The following is a 20,248-nucleotide window of genomic DNA, read 5'->3' on the forward strand; positions in this document are numbered from 1 at the left end:
GACATAGGTCAATATTGAGATTGCTTGTAATCTTGTTATGAAATTAATTAATGATGCGTTGTGTTTGTTACTGATATTTATTTAGCAAGTCGACAGTAAAATCATCAAGCTTAAGCGTAAGGTTCATCTCTGCTGCTTGTTCATACACTTCATTTAAGCTTTTTTGAACCGCAGTAATGGTAAGGGTGTTGTTATCTAAGGTGAATACTTGTTGTTGGGTGGTGTAGTAGAAAGCGAGGATCAACAGTGAATCATGATCATTTCTTGCCGCTTTTTCTTTAATTTTTGCCAGCTTACGATAGATACGATTGTGGACTTGTTTTAATTTCCATACGTACATTATCTCATTAAAATAGGGATGGCTTTTGACTTTATTCATGATAAAAGAGCTTGCTATGACCGCTAAGATAACACCAAGAACATTGAGATGAAAATTGCCAGTAGAACCTGATTCCGTAATGCCTTCTGAGCCAAATAATGCAATAAGAATCGAACCAAATAAAATGGCTAATACGGCAAGGCAGCCAACAAAACCTACCATGACCAAGTTAGTTTTTTTACGATAAGTGTCTTTGTCTATAGTTAAGATCTTCATGGTACCTCTTCTCGATTTAAAGTAAGTAGAAGACCAAGTGTAGTGCAAAACGAAATGAAATTGGAATTAAGAAAGAGTAACCGTTAGTGTCATCAAAGTTTTATCAAGAAATAGATGATGTTAAAGACAAAAAGCTATATCAAATTGAATGATATGGCTTTGTTAGTATTGCGTATTATTTTTAAGGTTCTTAATCTTTAGAAGATAAATTGATACAAGAAGCCTGCACCAATTGCCATACCTAGAATGACCACTAAGAACGCTGCAATCATTTGATTCTTGAAGATAGATTTAAGCAAAATTACTTCGGTTAAACTTGCTCCTGCACTGCCAATGATTAACGCCATTACAGCACCAAGACTCATTCCTTTTGCTGCTAGTGCTGCACTTAGTGGAATAACCGCTTCAGCACGAATGTAAAGAGGAATACCAATGACCGCCGCAACTGGGATAGCAAATGGGTTATTTTCACTTGCGATACGAGCAACGAATTCTGTTGGCATAAAGCCATAAATCATTGAGCCAAGAGCAATACCACCAATTAAATAAGGCAATACTTTCTTAAAATCAGTCCAAGTACTGTTCCAAATTTTCATCCATTTACTTTGAGGTGCTTTTTTCGCAGCGCCACAGGTTGAACCACAGCCTTTTGATTCAGGTGCGATATACGCGCTTTCTTTTACGTATTTTTCAAAGCCCAGTTTTTCTAAGGTGTAACCTGCAATAATGGATACACCCATTGCAATTGCAAAGTAGAACACAGTCACTTTAAGACCAAAGGTGACAGCGAATAGTCCAATAATGATTGGGTTTAATAGTGGGCTTGCAAACAAGAACACCATCATCGTACCAAAACCAGCTTTAGCTCTTAATAGACCTTTCAAAAAAGGAATGGTTGAGCATGAGCAAAACGGAGTAATTGCACCAAGTAAGCCGGCAACAATATAGCCTCGGCCATTTTTGCCACTCAGAATACTTTGAATCTTCGCTGGTGGAATGTATTCCTGTAAGACGCCAACAAGGTAGCTAATTAATAGGAATAGTACGGTTAATTCTGCCGCTAAAAACGCGAACATATTTAAGGTGTCCATCACCATATCTTGTGTAATTGTAAACATAATTTAAATCTCTATATTTCTGGAATAGTCGAAATATACGCTTAAGGAATAGCGTGATCAAGTTATTTCTAGTATTATCGAAATATAAATTTAATGAGGACGTATCATGGATATCGAGATTGTTGCTAAGGCACTGAAAGAATTAGGCCATCCAACACGTTTAGCCATTTATAAAAGCGTAGTGAGAGCGGGATACCAAGGAATAGCCGTAGGCGGACTTCAAGAAAAATTGGATATTCCGGGTTCTACGCTGTCTCATCATGTATCTGGTTTGGCCTCTGCAGGGCTAATCTCGCAGCGTCGTGAAGGCAGAACTCTGTTTTGTGTGGCTGAATATGAGAAGCTGTCCTCAGTGATAGGCTTTTTACAAGACGAATGTTGCTTTGATGAAACGTGTGGTAACGAGGAGCAATAAAATGAATGTGTATACTCAATTTGACAGCCCAATAGGGATGATTACGGTTAATGGTAATGATGATGGCTTGTTAGGCGTTTGGTATGAGAGCCATGCTAGGGAGCTTAGTGATTTTGGAACGCAAGCAGATGAGCACCCTATTTTGAAATTAACTGTCACTCAGTTACAAGAATATTTTGCAGGTACACGCCGTGAATTTTCAATTCCTTTAGCGGCAAATGGCACAGAGTTTCAAAATAAGGTATGGAAAGCACTAACAACCATCCCTTACGGTGAAACTTGGTGCTATAAAGATCTTGCTATTGCAGTAGGTAACCCAAAGGCGTCTCAAGCGGTTGGTGGTGCTAATGGTAAAAATCCTATCTCGATTATCGTTCCTTGTCATCGTGTGATTGGTAAAAATGGCAGCCTAACGGGATACGCTGGTGGAGTTGACATCAAACAAACATTATTAGATCTAGAAGGTGTACGTTAATTTTGTAGTACGCTACACTGATCGAAATTATGGACAGGGAAGGAATAAGCATGCACGCACTATTAAAAGTCATTGCTAACGTAATTAATAAGCATTTTATGGCGATTAATATGTATACGCTGATGTTCCTTCTTATCAGTTACGTCGCGTTAAGTTGGCTAGGGTTAACCTTGGCTAATGAACCTCATTTAACCGATAACCTATCCAGTTTTTTTTACTATATCGTTACCACCAGTAGTACCGTAGGGTATGGTGATTTAAGCCCAACAACCGATCATGGTCGACTTTTTTCTGCCTTGTTTATTATTCCATGTGGTGTGGGACTATTTGCACTGTCTGTGGGTCGAATAGCGGTCTTCTTTACTGATTTTTGGCGTACAAACCGAAGAGGGAAACAAAATTTGAACTTAGAAAATCACATTATTGTTATTGGAATTAACAGTGCCAGAACCCCTCATTTGATTGAAATGCTAAAGCGTGAAGAGCAAGGTCGCCGTGAAGTTGTCGTGGTGTCTTGTGAATATGAAGAGTCGCCATTTGGTGCTGATGTGCATTTTGTACGAGTGAATTCGTTTACTGATGCAACAGAAATGGAACGCTCAAACTTATCAAAAGCCAGCGCAGTGATTGTTGATACCGATTTGGATGATGCAACGTTAACCATTAGTTTGTTTGTTGCCGAGCAAAACAGCGATGCGCATTTAGTCGCTCACTTTGAAGACTCAATTAAGCGTGATTTGTTGCATAAGTACTGCCCAAACTCTGAGTGTATTTCATCATTATCAACAGAATTAGTCGCAAAATCAGTGATGGATAAGGGCTCAAGCTTTATTCACTCTGAGTTAGTCAGTGCTCACGAGGGGCAAACTCAATATTCCGTTGAAGTACCTAAGGGGCTTGATAGCTTTAGTTTGGAATCGGTGTATTCATCCTTCAAAAAACAACATGAAGCGACGATTATTGCAACTCAACAAAAAGATCAGAACTGTAAAGTTAACCCAAGTTTGGAAACGCAATTGGCTTCTGGTGATGTGATTTATTACATTGCAGATGAACGTATTGTGGATTTAAATTGGCAGAAAACCATACTTAATTAAAGGTTATTGAGGGTTTTGTAAAAAGTTCTATTGCACAAGGCTTTTCTCAAGATTAGAATGCGAACGATTTTCATTTAATTGGTGAGTAAACGTGTCCCGTATTTTAGTGGTTGATGACGACATTGCGTTATGCAATTTATTACAAGAAGTATTGCAAGATGAAGGCTACGATGTCGATTGCGTGCATTGTGGTGAAAGTGCGCTAGAGTTTATTCAGACACATTCAGTTGACCTTGTCTTGCTTGATGTCATGCTACCTAAATTAGATGGCTATCAAGTGGCGAGACGGATTTGTCAGCGCTTTGCTACCCCTATTCTTATGCTTACTGCTTTAGGCGATGAAGCCTCTATGCTTGATGGCTTGCAGGCTGGTGCCGATCATTTTATCGCCAAACCTTTCAATGTTCCTGAATTATTGGTGCGTATTACCGCGATTTTACGTCGTGTCGGCTTAGAGCGTCAGCGCCAAAATTACGTGGGAGCAACGGAAGATCTTGCAGAGCAATTCTTACGCTTACCATTGACTGAAACAGAGTCTGAACTACTGCAATATCTGATTAAGAATGCTGATGTTGTGGTGTCTAAATCTGATCTTCAAATTAATATCCTTAAAAAAGAGCTGTGCCCGTTTGATCGCAATTTAGATATGCACATCAGTAATATTCGCCGTAAATTACTGCAATCAGGTTTATCTAAACAACATATTAAAACCGTTCGTGGGCGTGGCTATAGCTTTATCAAAACGGTTAATAGTTGATGATGGGTAAGGTTGAATGAACATGTTTCATTGGTTTGGTACTTGTCCCGCTTTTGTAGGTAAGCATAAAAATGGATTAGCGTTTCGTTTATTTAGTGCGTTTGCAGTCAGCTTGTTTTTGATCATATCGCTACAAAGCTTGGCTGAAATTGCCTTAATGAAATCGATGTTGCGCATTCCTGCATCGATACAGACCAAGATGGTAGATTTGGCTGACCAAGCAAACGTGATGATTGAAGATGGGGACATGGATGAATTAGCCGATTGGGCGAGAGCACAAGAGTATTATCTTTTTGTTCTTGATGAAAATAAACGACCAATTACTCATCGTGATATGCATCCTCATTTTGAATTTAAGCTTAAATATTTACGCCCATTAGATACGCAATTAGATAATGAAGTGAACCGTCCGATTATTGGTATTCCATTAAAAGATGGGTTAACGATAGTGATTCAAATGCCGTATCAGTATCATCCGGCAAAAGATTTCCCTCTTTATTTTGGCATTATAAAGTTCGTTATTTCAGGATTGATCCTCGGGTTATTTTCTTGGGTTATTGCTCACTATTTACAACAACCATTAGCTAAATTACGCGAAGTCAGTCATAAATTAGCGCAAGGTGATTTTGACGTTAAAGTGGGGGATGAGATTGGGCATTCGGTTCGAGAGTTTAGTGAATTGGCTCATGACTTTGATAATATGACCCATGAGATCCACACTTTAGCTGAAAAGCAGCAGAGATTGATCCGTGATGTTTCTCATGAGTTACGAACGCCATTAGCTCGACATAATTTAGCCTTACACTTACTAAGAAAGAAAGTAGACAGCGAGCATCACCATTTATTGGATAGGTTAGAGAACGAATCCAATGAGATGAATGACTTAGTGGGTGAGATCTTAGAGTTTAGCCGGTTAGAAAACGCACGTTACTCCACAAAGCTGGAAACGGTAATGCTAGAGAGCCACTGCAGTGCTCAAGTGGCTCAACGTCGCATCGATTTAAAGCCCAATCAACGCTTAGAAATGACAGCCACACAACCTATTCCTACGGTGATGGCAGATCCTCGCTTGGTGACTCGCGTTATCAGTAATCTGATTGGTAATGCGATTAAATATGCTGGTGACAATGCGATGATTCAAGTTATCGTGACGCCATATACAGAGCAAGATAAAGAGTATGTTGCTGTAATCGTAGAAGATGATGGATTGGGTATTCCTGAACATCAATTGTCAGACATATTTTCGCCATTTACCCGTTTAGAATCGGCTAGAGATAAACAGTCGGGTGGTTATGGGTTAGGCCTTGCGATAGTCAAAGAAGCCATGTCAGTAATGAAGGGAAAAGTGAAGGCTGAGAATAGAAAAGAGGATGGTTTGAGGATCTCACTGTTGTTTCCTATTTAGGTTTACTGAGAGATTATCTTATTATTTAAAGCGTCTTTATTATTTTGATAAAGGCGTTTTTTACGTCTTATATAATGTAAAGACGCATTTAATTATATTTATTTACGAATGCAAAGAATGTAAATTTAATGCAAATGGTAACAATTATCATTTATATTCCATCTCAGATTTTTATCACCCTTTTTAAAAATACTTGGAGATAATGGAATATGTTTTCTAAAAGTCAGTTGGCTCTTGTGATTGGCGCCGTTTTGTCTACCCCTCTTGCTTACGCTGAAACAGAGACATCAACTACTGATGAGCACATGGTCGTTACTGGTCGTGATTATGGCTATAAAGCCGATACAAACTCAACAGCAATGCGTATGGAAGCGACGCAATTAGAAACTCCTGGGCAAGTAACGGTTATTGATGAGCAGCTTATTGATGAGCAACGCGCAAGTACGCTTGGTGAGGTATTGAAGAATGATTCAAGTATTTCGGAAGGTTCAAAATCAACAAACCGTGAACGTTTCTATCTGCGCGGTTTTGAGCTGGAAAGTAAATCAGGTTTTTTACGCGATGGTGTTCAACATTGGTCTCATTACCGCCAGCCAATTGAGTTACTAGAACGTGTAGAAGTAGTAAAAGGCCCTGCGGGTCTGCTTTACGGACAGTCTACACCTGGCGGCTTGATTAATATGATATCTAAAAAGCCAACTTATGAAACCCAGGTTACAATAAGTCAGGACATCGGTTCTAATCACTATACTCGTTCAATGGCCGATGTCAGTGGAGCATTGAATGAAGATAAAACATTACGTGCTCGCGTTATTTTATCTCAAGAAAATCAAGATTCATGGCGTACACGTTTTGATGGTACAGATGTAGAAACTGAACGAACCGTTGGTGGTTTATTTGTTGATTACGATATTAATGAAGACATCATGTTATCTGCTCATTATGACAGAACTAATGAGCTAGGTGATTTAGATAATGGGTCAAAAGTTGATACAACTACTGGTGAGGTGATTGATCCTAATACGGTTAAAGATCAGAATTGGGCTAAAACAGATAATGACGTTGCCAACTATGGTGTTGGTTTAACTGCAAACTTAACTGATTCATGGTTTGTTAAAACAGGTATTAGTCGTCAGTTTTATGAGCGTCAACGCACAGAATCAGATATCCACTTAGATAAAAATAAGACGGGTGATACATTTTACAAATCATCTGATCGTCATGATGAGTGGACGTTTGATACTGCTTATGTTGATTTTACTGGTGATGTAGATGTCTTAGGTATGAATCACCGCTTGTTAGTGGGTGCTAATGGATTGCATTACGATTATAAGATGCTTTATGACAGTGTTGAGTCGTGCAAGAACGCATCTCCAGATACATGTAGTGATGGTTTTAATCGTCCTAGTGATTTGAGCTATAAAAATGATACTGAAGTTGCTCACTCTAAGAGTCAACATTATGGTATTTATCTTCAAGACTTAGTGACATTTAATGAGTCATGGCAAGTACTTGCTGGTGTTCGCTTTGCTGTAGATAAAACAGAAGATAGTAAAGGTAAGCAGGAAGATTATACCAACATTCTTCCTAAGCTCGGTGTGATTTATCACCCTGCGGATAATGGTTCTATTTATGCCGTGTATTCTGAAAGCTTTGAACCAATTGCAACTATTGATAACCCAACTGATATTAATAATGGCAACGAGCAAGACCCAGCAAAAGGTAAGTTGTATGAGATGGGATCTAAGTGGGAACTATTAGATAACAGCTTGTATGTTTCTGGCGCGTTATTCCATATTATTCAATCGAATATGCAAGTTACTGAAGATATTAACGGTGGTTCAAATACAGTAACGGCTCAAGTGGGTGAGCAAATACATACTGGTCTTGAATTAGCAGCGACGGGGTATGTCACAGAAGCGTTCTCATTAAGTGCATCAACCACTTTACTTGATGCAAAGTATGACAATGATCCTGCGTTAGAAGGCAAGACGCCTGCGGATGTGCCTGAATTTAGTGCAAGTATTTGGTCTCAATATGATTTTTCTAATGGCACTGGTATCAACCTTGGTGTTTATCACGTAGGTGAGCGTTACGGCGATTCTAACAATGAGTTTAAAAAGGACGCGTATACGCGAGTTGATATGGGGGTTTCTCATACCATTAAATACGATGAAAACTTAGATTTTGTTGCTCGATTTAATGTAGAAAACTTATTAGATACCGATTATCTAGCAGGTGGTAGTGCAAGTGGTGTAGTGGTTGGTGAGGGCCGAAACTACATGGCGACACTACAAGTTAAATACTAATTTAGCGCATTAAAAATAAGGGAGGCTTCGGTCTCCCTTTAGTGCGTTTATTCAAATACAAACTTTCTTTTAAGAAATAAAGAACTAAGAAATTGATAAATATGAATATTCTAAGAACCAGTATTGGTATTGCATTAGCAACCGTGATCACAACCGCTCAGGCCACCACGCTTGAACAAGCACGATCTATCGAAAATAAATCGAATACAGCCTCTGCTGTGAGCCAAGCAAAAATTGATAAAAGCTCAGAAGCCACTTTAGCTTATAAAGCAGAGATTGAGCAGCTTCAAGAAGAAGTGAAAAACCTCGCAGTATACCGTGATCACTTAACTGGTTTAGTGAATAGTCAGCAACAAGAAATGACGAGTTTAGATGACCAAATTGATACCATTAAAGAGACAAGACAAGGCGTTGTTCCTTTAATGTATAAAATGTTATCTGGTCTGAACACAGCCGTTGAACAAGATAAGCCAATTAAAACAGAAGAGCGTTTACAGCGTATTGCAAAGCTTGAACATATGATGACAAGAGCAGATGTAAGCGATGCCGAAAAGTACCGTCGACTTCTTGAAGCTTACCAGATAGAAATGGATTACGGCACAAAGTTAGGAACATACCAAACACAAATTACGGTTGAAAGTAATGAGAAAATTGATGCGGATATGCTGCATTTAGGGCGTGTTTCGTTAGTCGCTCGTCGCCTTGATGCTTCTCAATATTGGAGTTGGAATACGTACACCCATCAATGGCAATCATTGGATTCTAAATTTAATGATGAGTTAGCCAAAGCTTACTCTGTCGCTTATAAGCAAGTTGCCCCAAGTTTATTGGTTCTTCCTGTGTCTTTATCACTAAAAGAGGTGAAATAACATGACTATTAAGCCATTGATTTTAGCGATTTCACTGTTTGGTCTTTCTATTAACGCCGCTACAGCAAACTCTGAATTGTTGAAAGAGACACAACAAGCAAGTCATGCACAAAAGCAGCATGACGCACAAAGAGAGTCTGGTTTTAAACAAACAGAACAAAGCTTAAAAGCACAACGAAATGCATTGATTGCAGAGCGAAAAAAACTGCAAAAAGAAAGTGATGAATTAAGCACTATCTTTAGTAAAAATGAAAAAACACTCGCGACGCTAGAGCAGCAACTGCAGTTAGAAACGGGCAGTTTAGGCGAGTTGTTTGGTGTGGTAAGACAAACCGCAAAGGATTTGGATTCGGAGCTAAAAAGCTCGGTTTCAGGAGCTGTGAATGTAGAACATCGTCAGTTAATTTCTGACATCGTTGCGGCTAAGTCTTTGCCTTCAATGGCTCAATTAACAGGTTTATGGCAGACCATGGTTCAACAAGTTAATGCGAGCTCAGAGTTAGAATCAACGACGGTAACAATGATTAATGGTTCTGGTCATCGTCAATCAATAAATGCTTATCGCTTAGGTAATATGGCACTGGTTGGTGACGATGGTTTCTTGCAGTGGGACAATAAAAAGCAAGTTGCTACTTACTACGCTCAACAGCCAGAACTTATGCCAACATTCGCTATTTTGTCTGAAATGCAGGGGCAACAAACCATCATGATGGCAAGCGATCCGTCTCGTGGCATTATGTTAGAGCAATTAGCTAATACACCAACAATGAAAGAGCGCCTTCAAGCGGGTGGTGTGGTTGGTAAAATCATTATTGGTTTATTACTGATTGGATTAATTATTTCACTCTTTAATGGGGTGAGATTGTTTGTTATTCGCCAACAAATTAGAAAGCAATTAAAACAGCCACAAGAACTGGGTAAAAACCCATTAGGCCGTGTACTTGCTGTTTATGATGCAGAAAAACAGCGTTCAGTAGAAGCTCTGGAATTGCGTTTACTCGAAACCATTGTTGATGAACAACAAGGATTAGAAAAAGGCCTGTCGATGCTTAAACTATTAGCAGCTTTAGCACCAATGTTGGGGCTTTTAGGTACGGTTACTGGCATGATCGAAACATTCCAAGTGATTACTCAGTTTGGTAATGGAGATCCAAAAGTGATGGCGGGCGGTATATCAATGGCTCTAGTAACCACGGTACTAGGTCTGGTTGCAGCAATGCCTCTGTTATTGACGCACAATATCTTAAGCTCACAAGCTGAAAGCATTCGCACTATTCTTGAAAAGCAAGGGCTAGGGCTAGTGGCTGAACAGGCTGAAAAAGTAGCGCAACCTAACGCAATGGATATGGCAGCGTAATGACGGCTTTTCTTTCACATTTTATGACACAAGGCGGCCCCATTTTATGGTGGTTGGCTGCCATTGTGGCCATGTGTTGGCTGTTGGTGGTTGAGCGTGTGTTTTTCTTGGCCTTTACTTTTCCTGCGCAGAAAAAAGTATGGGTAGAGAAATGGCAGCAACGTAATGATCATGAATCTTGGTATGCAAAAACCATTAGAGATGGATGGATAAGCGAAGCGCACCTTCAATTAAACCAATATTTAAATTTCATCAAGGTGCTAGTGGCAATATGCCCAATGCTCGGTTTGTTAGGTACGGTTACTGGGATGATTTCCGTATTTGATGTAATGGCAAACCAAGGCAGTAGTCAACCTAAGCTGATGGCATCGGGAATTTCACTCGCTACATTACCGACGATGGCCGGAATGGTTGCGGCGTTAGCGGGTATGTTTGTTCATGCCCGTTTAGCAAAGGTATGTCGTCGTAAAGAACATCAATTAGAAAAAGCATTAAGGAGTCAGTCATGAGACTTGGCCGTCGTTCTTCAAATCAAGAAGAAGCACAAATAGATTTAACATCAATGCTCGATATTGTATTTATCATGCTGATCTTTTTTATCGTAACAAGCTCATTTGTGCGTGAATCAGGGGTTGAAGTAAATCGTCCTCAAGCCAGTAATGTATCGAGTCAAAAAGACGCCGGTATCTTTGTCGCTATTACCGCTTCAAACGATATTTTCATTGATAAACGTATGGTGGATGCTGAGCGAGTTCAAGCGACATTAGAGCATTTGTTATTAGAACAACCTGATGCATCATTAGTGATCCAAGCTGATGAACATGCGTATAACGGGACGGTTGTAAAAGTAATGGATGCGGCTAAAGATGCGGGAGTTAAAGGCATCGCACTGGCTGCGGAGAAACACTAATGTGGCGATTATTGTTGGCAGTGCCAATTGCGATATCTATGACGGTTGGTTTATTCACCTTCATGGCGTGGATGGTGGATAACGGAACTCAGGGTAAGCCAGAGAGCAGTGAAACGATCCGCTTTGATATGGTAATGGCTGAGCAAGAGCAAGATGTGCAGCGCCGTCAACGCCGTGTGCCTGAAAAGCCTGATGCGCCAGAGCCTCCGCCACAAGCAACGCCAATGGCCGCTCAAACACAAACGGCAATGGCAACACCACAAAGTTCGATGCCATTGATTGGTTTGGATTCAAGTGTTTCAGGCTTAGCCATCAGCGCGCCAAATTTCGCGGACTTTACGGGTAATCAGCAGGCCATGCCTTTGTACCGTGTGGAACCTCGTTATCCTTCAAAAGCGATGAAAAGAGGCGCAGAGGGTTTTGTTGTGATGTCATTTACCATTGATGAGCAAGGTCGCCCTACCGATGTAAAAGTCACAGACGCAAAACCAAGAAGAATGTTTGAAAGAGAAGCAGTTAAGGCACTGAAAAAGTGGAAATATCAACCAAAAGTATTGGATGGAAAAGCCATTGCTCAAGTTGGGCAAACCGTAAAATTGGAGTTTACCTTAGCAAAATGATGAAATTAATAGTCTCTATTTTTAGTGTTGTTTTGATGTTTAGTGAATTCGCACAAGCACAACAACTGACTCAATATAATGCAGCAAAAGTACAGCGTGCCATTCAATTGCAGCAGCAAGATAAAATAGTGCAAGCTATTGATGTTCTCGCTGATCTCTTACCATCACAACCTTATGATAAAGCGTATGTGCAGCGAATGTTAGGTGTTTTTTATTGGCAAAATGGTAACAGTAAGGCTGCGGTAAAGTCTTTATCAATTGCAGTAAACAGTCAGCAATTAGTGGATGAACAAGCGTGGATAACGCAACGTATGTTAGCGGATCTGTTATTGACAGAACAACGCTTTGCAGAGGCATTACCGCATTATTATCAATTAACGAAAACGGTGCCAGAAAAACAAAAGGTAGGGGATTTGTGGTTTCGAATTGCCCAAACACATTATCAATTATCTGAATGGAAAAAGGTGCTTAGCGCATTAAAGCAGCATCAACATACGGGTAAATATAAAGAACGAAATAATGATCGTCAGTTATTGGTTTTAAAACTTGGAGCTCAACTACAATTAAAGCATTGGAAATCAGCCATTCCAACATTAAATGCGTTGATCGTATTAGAGCCAAATCAAGCGGGTTGGTGGCAGCAATTATCGAGCATTCAATTACGACTAAATCAGCCTAAACATGCATTAGATACGCTAATTCTTGCAGAGCGACAGGGAATCGAATTAAGTCAATCAGAGTTGAAATTGTTGGCTCAATTGTATGCACAGCGCGGTATTCCTGAAAAAGCAGCGCAAGTGATGGCGACATTAGCTGAGTATGAAACAGATAAAGAAGCCATAGTTACGCAAGCAACGTATTGGCAGGCAGCAAAAGAGTGGGATAAAGCAATTACTGCTTGGAAAAAAGCAGCAAAGTTTGATGATCAATATTATTGGCAGGTCGCACAGCTTAAAATCCAAGAAGGTCATTATCAACAAGGGCTAAAAAGCCTTGATAAAGTAAAGGACTACAATAAAACCGATGACGTAGCATTAGCGAAAACTCGTGCTTATTATAAATTGAATCAATTAGAATTGGCCCTTGTGAATGCAAAACGAGCCAATGACTTTACACCATCCAATGAAGCAAAAGGGTGGATACAATATCTGTCGCAGTTGAGAAAAATGGAAAGTTGATAAAAGATAAAGTGATGGCGAATTTTAGTCAAGATACAAGATATCTAGATTTTTTAGTGTCTTATTGAGTTGTTTTGACTGACTTCATTATAAGCTTCATTCCACGAGATGCTTGCCATTAGCTTCACATGCATATCAATTAAGGTGTGTGCTTCTTTATCCCAAATAGATTGGTCTTGTTGTTGATTACAAAACTCTAAACGTAATACGGTGATATGTTGTAATCGCTTCAAGCCCCAATCTTTTATTTCTATATCTGTTGTTGGAGAAAAGGCGGTCATCTCTAACTTCGCTGCAATATATTGCAGTGTTTGATATGCCTTGTTTGGATCTTGGTATTTTTCATATTCAAACACTCTTAAACAACCATCTAGCCAACAAGCAATGGCTTTACTTTGGTTTTCTGTCAAATGTGGCCCCCACACAGAATCAGGAGCTGAATAGAGTCGTGATTCAAGCATGGTTATTGACCCTGTTCTTCCCATTTGATACCAATCTGAGATTGAAGTTAACCACGTATTTAATGTCATTCCTGCCTCTTTTCATCTGCACTTATAAAATAGTTTGGTATATTTTTGTACAAAATGCCAAGTTGAGTTCACTCTGTATTCGTAATTTTACGGTGTCTTATTTTTGATACCGCTCATTAAAAAGATAAATTAGAGTATTGACTTTAATTTTGTCTCATTTTTGGTATGGTTGGGGTAAGGACAAATTCGAATGGATTCAAAATCAATACAATAACTATAAATAAGGAATGCTGTATGAACAAATTAACAGCGCTACTCGTATTTTGCTTGATGACTCCAGCTTTGGCTACGGCGCAAGATGATGTATCTAAGCGTGCTTTAGCACAGGAGTTAAGCCGTGCTTTTCCACAATTAGAAAACAATTTAAAAAGTACCATTAATCAGTATCAAATGAGCGCTTCATTATCTGATTTATCAACTCAAACTAAGCCTCAACCGCAGGTTCGAACTTTTATGGCTGCAATGACCACTGCGAATAAAAGCGAGATCCAAGCGCGCGGTTTAGAAAAATATACTGATGAATTGCTTGAGTTACGTTTAGCTGATCCAAGTATGTTGGCTCGTTGGCAAGCAGGACAAAGCCCATTGTTTGCTTTTGAACCTGAAGGAGCAGAGAGCGAATGGCAATACATCGAAGCTTATGATATTGATGGTAATCTTCACTATTTAGACGTTTACGATATTCCAGATCGCCCAGTATTAGTGGTTGATACTAATAACCGCGAAGAGCTGAAAGCTGGTCTAGCATTAATGCGTGATGAATTTAAAGCATTGCAATCTAGCGAGCCAGGTAAAAAAACGAAGCCAGCGCCTTATGCGATGTTAAGATCTGCTGCGGAACCAACTGAAATTAATACCACTATCTTAAAGAAAATTCAGTTAAAAGATGACCATGAACCTTGGATCTCAGGTAAGGCTGAGATATACGCCATTGTGTCTGGTGTGAGCCCTGAAAGAGACGAACCAACGATTGATGTGATTGAGATGCCTTATTTAGATTACGCAGAGCAATCATACCCTGCAAATCAGATCATGGTTTTTTGGGATCGTTATCGTTGGGGGGCTGCAGATATCATTTTAATGGAGCAAGACGATAAAACGGATTATAAACAGTTAGCACAAACCATCTTAAAAGCAGCCAGTGACTTCTTGGCAACAATACCAGATAAAGAAGCACAAGCGTATTTGATAATTCCTCAAATGACGAGTGCAATTATTGCATTACTTCCTGATGATTTATTCGTTAATGATGACGATTTTGTTGATGTGTTTTATACCATAATGAAAGACACGGAATACACTGATCATTCAGGTGCAGGAAACAACGCAACCGCGGATTTTGCACCGTTAATTATTCAAAAAACAGAATAGTCATTTATTATAATAACAGTGACTTAAAGGCTAATGTTTTTAAGTCACTTTTTATTAACGATTAGCGAATAACAATCTTCCTAGGAATTAACTCTATTCCTGCTTGATAACGCTTTGCTGAAGCATTCAATCCTAATGCCAAGGCACTGTCTGCGATTAACTCAAATTGTTGTGGTAAAGAGTTAACTTTAATGGGTAAAAAATCCAATAGACGGTTATCACCAAACGTGCCTAATTTTATTTTGGTCATTAACTCCGGCTTTTCAATGAGTACATCTAAAATCCCTTCAAGCAAAATATAAGAGGTTGTGATAATCGCATCTGGAATTGTGTCATCTTTTACCCACTGTTCAAAAATTGCTTTTCCAGACTCACTGTTAAAGTGTTCCCCATAGCCTGTGATACTTGCTAAACCTTTCTCTTTGGCTTTTGCTTCAAATCCTAACTGGCGTTCACGAGAAATATTCAACTCTGGTAATGCACCAATTAAGCCGATTGATTTTACGTTTTCATTAACGACCGATTTGGTTAGCTCATAAGCCGCGTCAAAATCTTCACTGATCACGCAGCCAAAATGTTCATCATCCAAAGAGCGGTCAATCGCGATAATGGGTGTGCCTTTTTCTTGAATCGTTAAATAGTACTCACTGCCATCGGGCAAACAGCTTGCAACAAATAAGGCGTCTATACGGCGACTGATTAAAGCATGGGCTACGTTTTTTTCTATTTCAGGATCATCATCCGAACATCCAATTAAGATCTGATAACCCGCTTTACGAGAGTTGTATTCTAAAAGTTTAGCCAGCTTGGCGTAACTGGTGTTTTCAAGATCAGGAATGATTAAACCAAATGAACGGCTACTGCCCGCACGTAATGCAGAAGCGGCATGATCAGGACGATAATTATGCTCATCAACCACAGCCATGACTTTTAATTGGGTCTTTTCACTGATGCGATATTTCTGTGCTTTACCATTGATGACATAGCTTGCAGTGGTTTTAGAGACGCCAGCAAGTTTGGCTACTTCATCTAATGTCATGGGTAAGATCCTTAAATTTTGTGGGTCGGATCATATAAATTCAGATCCAATCATTTTATGAGTTGAATTATATGCTGAATCGTTTCAGTATGAAAGCTGAAAGGATTCAGCAAATTTGAAAAACGTGATATTTACGTTGTTTTTACTTTTTATGAAGTGTATTAAATAAGTAGAAAGCATTTGCTGAACTTTTTTTAACTGTTTTGCTGAATCGATTAAGCAATACCTAAGCAGTGCGTAAATAGTGATTTAGCAGAGCACAAATTACAGATAAACAAGCGAGAGGCTAAGACCCATGCTGACATTGACAAAGAATGACATTACGTTGCAACAAGCAGCAACGGATAAGACAACGGCAATTAAAGCGATTGCAAAACAACTGACAGAAAAAGGCTTAGTTGCAGAGAAGTACGTAGACGGAATGCTAAATCGTGAGCAACAGAACTCAACGTTTTTAGGTAATGGTATTGCTATCCCACACGGTACAACAGACACCCGTGATTTAGTCAATAACACCGGCGTGGCTGTTCATCATTTTCCTCAAGGTGTTAACTGGGGTGATGGTAACGTGGTTTATGTGGCTATTGGTATTGCGGCTAAATCAGATGAACACCTAGGTATTTTAAAGCAACTGACTAAAGTCCTTTCTGCTGATGGCGTAGAAGAGAAGCTAAAACAAGCAAAAACAGAAGCAGACATTATTGCATTACTAAATGGTGAAGTGCAGTTTGAAGCCGATTTCGATGCATCACTTATCCAATTATTATTCCCTGCAAGCGATATGATCCAAATGAGTGCGGTTGCGGGCGGTTTACTAAAGAACAGTGGTAATGCAGTAAGCCAATTTGTTGCAGAGTTAGTCACTAAAGAGCCTACGCATCTAGGCAGCGGTTTATGGTTGGTAAGTACTGACAAAGGCGTTAAACGCTCTGGTATGTCTATCGTAACGACAGCAAATGGGTGCGAGTTTAATGGCTTGCCTGTTAAAGGTTTGATTGCGATTGCTTCTTGTAACGCCTCTCATAAATCGTTCTTAACAACGATCACTAAGGTGGTTGCTGAGCAGCAGCAAGAGTCGATTCTATCTGCAACGTCTGAGCAGTTACTTGCGATGTTCTCTACTTCTGCTGAAGAAACAACAGTAAGTGCTGATGCGGATAATACCGCAACCTTTAAAATTAAAAATGCACACGGTTTACACGCTCGCCCGGGTGCAATGCTTGTTGCTGAAGCGAAAAAATACGAATCAAAAATCACCGTATTAAACGTAAATGGTGACAGAAAAGCGGTGAATGCGAAAAGCTTAATGAAGGTGATTGCGCTTGGCGTTAAACACGGACATGAACTGCAATTTACGGTCGATGGTGCTGATGCAAAAGAAGCGCTTGCTGGTATTGGTGCTGCAATTGCTTCTGGTTTAGGTGAGGGTTAATTGATGAATATTAATCAAAAAAGCAAAGTGGTTACTATCACGTTGAACCCCGCTTTAGATTTAACGGGCAGTTTAGATGCGTTATCGGTTGGCTCGGTGAGTTTAGTTAGTAAAGGCTCACTTCATGCAGCTGGTAAAGGCGTAAACGTTGCTAAAGTACTGTCTGACTTAGGTGCTGAAGTGACGGTTACCGGTTTTTTAGGTCGTGATAATGAAGAGTTATTCTGCCAACTGTTTGAAGAGATGAAAGCTAACGATGAATTTATTCGTGTTGACGGCGCTACGCGTATTAATGTGAAATTAGTAGAGCAAGATGGCCGAGTGAGTGACATCAACTTTCCGGGTGTTGATGTCTCTGAACAAGCGATTGCTGAGTTTGAAGTTCGTTTATTTGAATTAGCTAAAACACATGATTTTTTCGTATTAGCAGGCAGTTTACCAAAAGGTATTTCTCCTGAGCGGTGTGCTGAGTGGATTGAAAAGCTGCATCAAATGGGTAAAAAAGTACTATTTGATAGCAGTCGTGCGGCATTGGCAGCAGGTTTAGAGGCTTACCCTTGGTTAATTAAACCAAACGATGAAGAGCTATCTGAATTTGTTGGGCGTGAGTTAGAAACGCCAGAAGCGTGTCAGCAAGCGGCTCAAGATCTTGCACAAAAAGGCATTGAAAATATCGTCGTGTCATTAGGCTCAAAAGGTGTAATGTGGTTTGGTAAAAACGACCAAGAGCAAGCTGAATGGATCTATTCTCAACCACCTAAAATGAACGTAGTAAGCACGGTTGGTGCTGGTGATACGTTAGTTGCTGGCCTATGTTGGGGTCACATGCAGAAAGATTGGGATCGTTCACACATCTTATCTTTTGCTACCGCTTTATCTGCTTTAGCGGTATCGCAGGTTGGCGTTGGCGTACCAAATGTCGAAGACGTAAAAGAATTACAAAAACAAGTAACCCTACACAACCCTATTTCTACAAACGTGCAGTAATGCGTTTAGACTTAGTTTAAGGACAGATTATGAAAAATATAGCTATCGTTACTGCATGCCCAAGCGGTGTAGCAAACAGCATCATTGCAGCAGGTTTATTAGAACAAGCTGCAACCAAACTAAATTGGAAAGCGACGATTGAATGTCAATCAAGCGTGTTACCCGTCGAGGTGTTAACTCAAGAAGTCATTGATACGGCGGATGTAATTGTTATTGCCGCAAATTCGGTGGTTGATACGTCTCGCTTTGTTGGTAAAAAAGTACACCAAGGTTCAATTTCTGAATGTGCAATTAACTCGCAAGTTTGGCTAGAAAATGCAGTAAATAATGCAAAAGAACTAACCGCTTCAGAAGTGACAGTTTCAGAGACAGTGGCATCGACTGACACGACAGGACCTAAGAAAATTGTAGCGATTACGGCATGTCCAACGGGTGTTGCGCATACTTTCATGGCAGCTGAAGCGCTAGAAGAAGAAGGTAAACGTCAAGGCCACATTATTAAAGTAGAAACTCGTGGCTCTGTGGGTGCAAAAAATCAGTTAACTGACCAAGAAATTGCAGAGGCTGATTTAGTCATCATCGCTGCGGATATCGAAGTCGCCCTTGATCGCTTTAATGGTAAGCGCCTGTACAAAACAAGCACAGGTTTAGCGCTGAAGAAAACAGAACAAGAGATGAATAAAGCCTTCTCAGATGCGACTGTTTTCCAATCATCAGGTAAAGCGCAATCTTCTCAAACCGAAGAGAAAAAAGGCATGTATAAACACCTGATGACAGGGGTATCGCACATGCTTCCTGTTGTTATCGCGGGTGGTTTATTGATTGCATTGTCATTTGTATTTGGTATCGAAGCATTTAAAGAGCCGGGTACTATTGCAGCAACGCTGATGGACATTGGTGGCGGCGCGGCATTTGCGTTGATGATCCCTGTTCTTGCTGGTTTCATTGCATTCTCAATTGCTGACCGTCCTGGTTTAGCGCCAGGTTTAATTGGTGGTATGTTGGCGAGCTCAACTGGCGCAGGTTTCCTTGGTGGTATCGCGGCGGGTTTCATTGCGGGTTATTCTGCAAAATTCATCGCAGATAAAGTGTCTCTTCCTCAATCCATGGAAGCGCTTAAACCAATCCTAATTATCCCATTTGTGGCGAGTTTGTTCACTGGTTTGGTAATGATTTATGTTGTTGGTGGTCCAGTATCAGGCATCATGTCTGCACTGACAGAGTTCCTAAACAACATGGGTTCAACTAACGCGGTATTACTGGGTGTGATTCTTGGTTGTATGATGTGTTTCGACTTAGGTGGTCCAGTAAACAAAGCAGCATATACATTTGGTGTTGGTCTTCTGGCTTCACAAACGTACGGTCCAATGGCGGCTATCATGGCGGCAGGTATGGTTCCTGCACTAGGTATGGGTCTGGCGACATTCCTTGCTAAGAACAAGTTTGAAGCGGGTGAGCGTGAAGCAGGTAAAGCATCATTTGTGCTTGGCTTATGCTTTATCTCTGAAGGTGCGATTCCATTTGCAGCGAAAGACCCAATGCGTGTGATTCCAAGCTGTATGGCGGGTGGTGCATTAACGGGTGGTCTATCTATGCTATTTGGTGCTCAACTACTTGCTCCACACGGTGGTCTGTTCGTACTTCTTATTCCAAACGCGATTACGCCAGTGTTCATGTACTTAGTAACAATTGCAGCAGGTACTGCGGTAACGGGTTTCACTTACGCTTTCTTGAAAAACAAAGCAGATGAGAAAGAAGCAGTAGCAGCTTAATAAGTGCAGATA

20 protein-coding genes are annotated in these 20,248 nt (G+C 40.1%); 16 read left to right on the plus strand and 4 right to left on the minus strand.

Features of this window, described 5'->3' with window-relative positions; translation table 11 throughout:
* Positions 1-67: 67 nt before the first annotated feature.
* Together F8B77_RS03270 and F8B77_RS03275 are read right to left on the minus strand one after the other, a co-directional pair.
* Positions 68-595 carry a DUF3087 domain-containing protein gene (locus F8B77_RS03270; RefSeq protein ID WP_151653688.1) on the minus strand — a complete coding sequence of 176 codons (528 nt, stop codon included), beginning with the start codon at positions 593-595 and terminating at the stop codon, positions 68-70.
* Positions 596-792: 197 nt separating this feature from the next.
* Entirely contained in the window at positions 793-1,713 is a 921-nt protein-coding gene (locus F8B77_RS03275) for a permease (RefSeq protein ID WP_122032522.1), read from the minus strand.
* Positions 1,714-1,819: 106 nt separating this feature from the next.
* Between F8B77_RS03275 and F8B77_RS03280 the strand changes: the two genes are divergently transcribed.
* The 12 genes from F8B77_RS03280 to F8B77_RS03335 all read left to right on the plus strand — a co-directional run bounded on the left by F8B77_RS03280 (position 1,820) and on the right by F8B77_RS03335 (position 13,105).
* Positions 1,820-2,128, plus strand: coding sequence for an ArsR/SmtB family transcription factor (locus F8B77_RS03280; RefSeq protein ID WP_151653690.1), 309 nt, complete (start codon positions 1,820-1,822; stop codon positions 2,126-2,128).
* Between the two features lies 1 nt (position 2,129).
* Positions 2,130-2,603 (plus strand): methylated-DNA--[protein]-cysteine S-methyltransferase, encoded by a 474-nt coding sequence (locus F8B77_RS03285; protein ID WP_151653692.1) that lies wholly within the window; start codon positions 2,130-2,132, stop codon positions 2,601-2,603.
* A gap of 50 nt (positions 2,604-2,653) precedes the next feature.
* On the plus strand, positions 2,654-3,700 hold the full coding sequence (locus F8B77_RS03290) for an ion channel (RefSeq protein WP_151653694.1): 1,047 nt from the start codon (positions 2,654-2,656) through the stop codon (positions 3,698-3,700).
* Positions 3,701-3,791: 91 nt separating this feature from the next.
* A complete protein-coding gene (locus F8B77_RS03295; RefSeq protein WP_130046693.1) occupies positions 3,792-4,457 on the plus strand; it encodes a response regulator transcription factor in 666 nt (221 codons plus the stop codon).
* Positions 4,458-4,479: 22 nt separating this feature from the next.
* Entirely contained in the window at positions 4,480-5,862 is a 1,383-nt protein-coding gene (locus F8B77_RS03300; protein ID WP_425277977.1) for a histidine kinase sensor domain-containing protein, read from the plus strand.
* 209 nt (positions 5,863-6,071) lie between these two features.
* On the plus strand, positions 6,072-8,171 hold the full coding sequence (locus tag F8B77_RS03305; RefSeq protein WP_151653698.1) for a TonB-dependent siderophore receptor: 2,100 nt from the start codon (positions 6,072-6,074) through the stop codon (positions 8,169-8,171).
* A gap of 101 nt (positions 8,172-8,272) precedes the next feature.
* Entirely contained in the window at positions 8,273-9,040 is a 768-nt protein-coding gene (locus tag F8B77_RS03310; protein ID WP_151653700.1) for a DUF3450 domain-containing protein, read from the plus strand.
* Position 9,041: 1 nt separating this feature from the next.
* Positions 9,042-10,397, plus strand: a complete 1,356-nt coding sequence (locus tag F8B77_RS03315) for a MotA/TolQ/ExbB proton channel family protein (protein ID WP_151653701.1) — start codon at positions 9,042-9,044, stop codon at positions 10,395-10,397.
* Positions 10,397-10,906, plus strand: coding sequence for a MotA/TolQ/ExbB proton channel family protein (locus tag F8B77_RS03320; RefSeq protein ID WP_130043539.1), 510 nt, complete (start codon positions 10,397-10,399; stop codon positions 10,904-10,906). Before F8B77_RS03315 ends, F8B77_RS03320 begins: the two co-directional genes overlap by 1 nt.
* The gene (locus F8B77_RS03325) at positions 10,903-11,307 is read left to right on the plus strand and encodes an ExbD/TolR family protein (protein ID WP_151653703.1); all 405 of its coding nucleotides are present in this window, start codon (positions 10,903-10,905) and stop codon (positions 11,305-11,307) included. Before F8B77_RS03320 ends, F8B77_RS03325 begins: the two co-directional genes overlap by 4 nt.
* Positions 11,307-11,927 (plus strand): energy transducer TonB, encoded by a 621-nt coding sequence (locus F8B77_RS03330; protein ID WP_151653705.1) that lies wholly within the window; start codon positions 11,307-11,309, stop codon positions 11,925-11,927. The genes F8B77_RS03325 and F8B77_RS03330 overlap by 1 nt, the downstream gene beginning before the upstream one ends.
* The gene (locus tag F8B77_RS03335; RefSeq protein ID WP_151653707.1) at positions 11,924-13,105 is read left to right on the plus strand and encodes a tetratricopeptide repeat protein; all 1,182 of its coding nucleotides are present in this window, start codon (positions 11,924-11,926) and stop codon (positions 13,103-13,105) included. Before F8B77_RS03330 ends, F8B77_RS03335 begins: the two co-directional genes overlap by 4 nt.
* Before the next feature lie 53 nt (positions 13,106-13,158).
* On the opposite strand, the gene F8B77_RS03340 is transcribed toward F8B77_RS03335, so the two are convergent.
* Positions 13,159-13,635, minus strand: coding sequence for a transcriptional regulator (locus F8B77_RS03340; RefSeq protein ID WP_151653709.1), 477 nt, complete (start codon positions 13,633-13,635; stop codon positions 13,159-13,161).
* Positions 13,636-13,869: 234 nt separating this feature from the next.
* Here F8B77_RS03340 and F8B77_RS03345 point away from each other — a divergent pair, with 234 nt between their 5' ends.
* Positions 13,870-15,006: a DUF3103 domain-containing protein gene (locus F8B77_RS03345; protein ID WP_151653711.1), complete on the plus strand. Its 1,137-nt coding sequence runs from the start codon at positions 13,870-13,872 to the stop codon at positions 15,004-15,006.
* A gap of 61 nt (positions 15,007-15,067) precedes the next feature.
* Here the strand turns inward: F8B77_RS03345 and cra are convergent, their stop codons facing one another.
* A complete protein-coding gene (cra, locus tag F8B77_RS03350) occupies positions 15,068-16,045 on the minus strand; it encodes a catabolite repressor/activator (protein WP_151653713.1) in 978 nt (325 codons plus the stop codon).
* Between the two features lie 295 nt (positions 16,046-16,340).
* Here cra and fruB point away from each other — a divergent pair, with 295 nt between their 5' ends.
* From fruB to fruA, 3 genes are read left to right on the plus strand one after another with little or no spacing between them, the layout of a single operon-like run.
* Positions 16,341-17,477: a fused PTS fructose transporter subunit IIA/HPr protein gene (gene fruB / locus F8B77_RS03360; protein ID WP_151653717.1), complete on the plus strand. Its 1,137-nt coding sequence runs from the start codon at positions 16,341-16,343 to the stop codon at positions 17,475-17,477.
* 3 nt (positions 17,478-17,480) lie between these two features.
* The gene (gene pfkB, locus F8B77_RS03365; protein WP_151653719.1) at positions 17,481-18,464 is read left to right on the plus strand and encodes a 1-phosphofructokinase; all 984 of its coding nucleotides are present in this window, start codon (positions 17,481-17,483) and stop codon (positions 18,462-18,464) included.
* A gap of 29 nt (positions 18,465-18,493) precedes the next feature.
* Positions 18,494-20,236 carry a PTS fructose transporter subunit IIBC gene (gene fruA / locus F8B77_RS03370; RefSeq protein ID WP_151653721.1) on the plus strand — a complete coding sequence of 581 codons (1,743 nt, stop codon included), beginning with the start codon at positions 18,494-18,496 and terminating at the stop codon, positions 20,234-20,236.
* Positions 20,237-20,248: the final 12 nt, after the last annotated feature.

Source organism: Aliivibrio finisterrensis (genome assembly GCF_008933155.1).
Taxonomy (GTDB): domain Bacteria; phylum Pseudomonadota; class Gammaproteobacteria; order Enterobacterales; family Vibrionaceae; genus Aliivibrio; species Aliivibrio finisterrensis.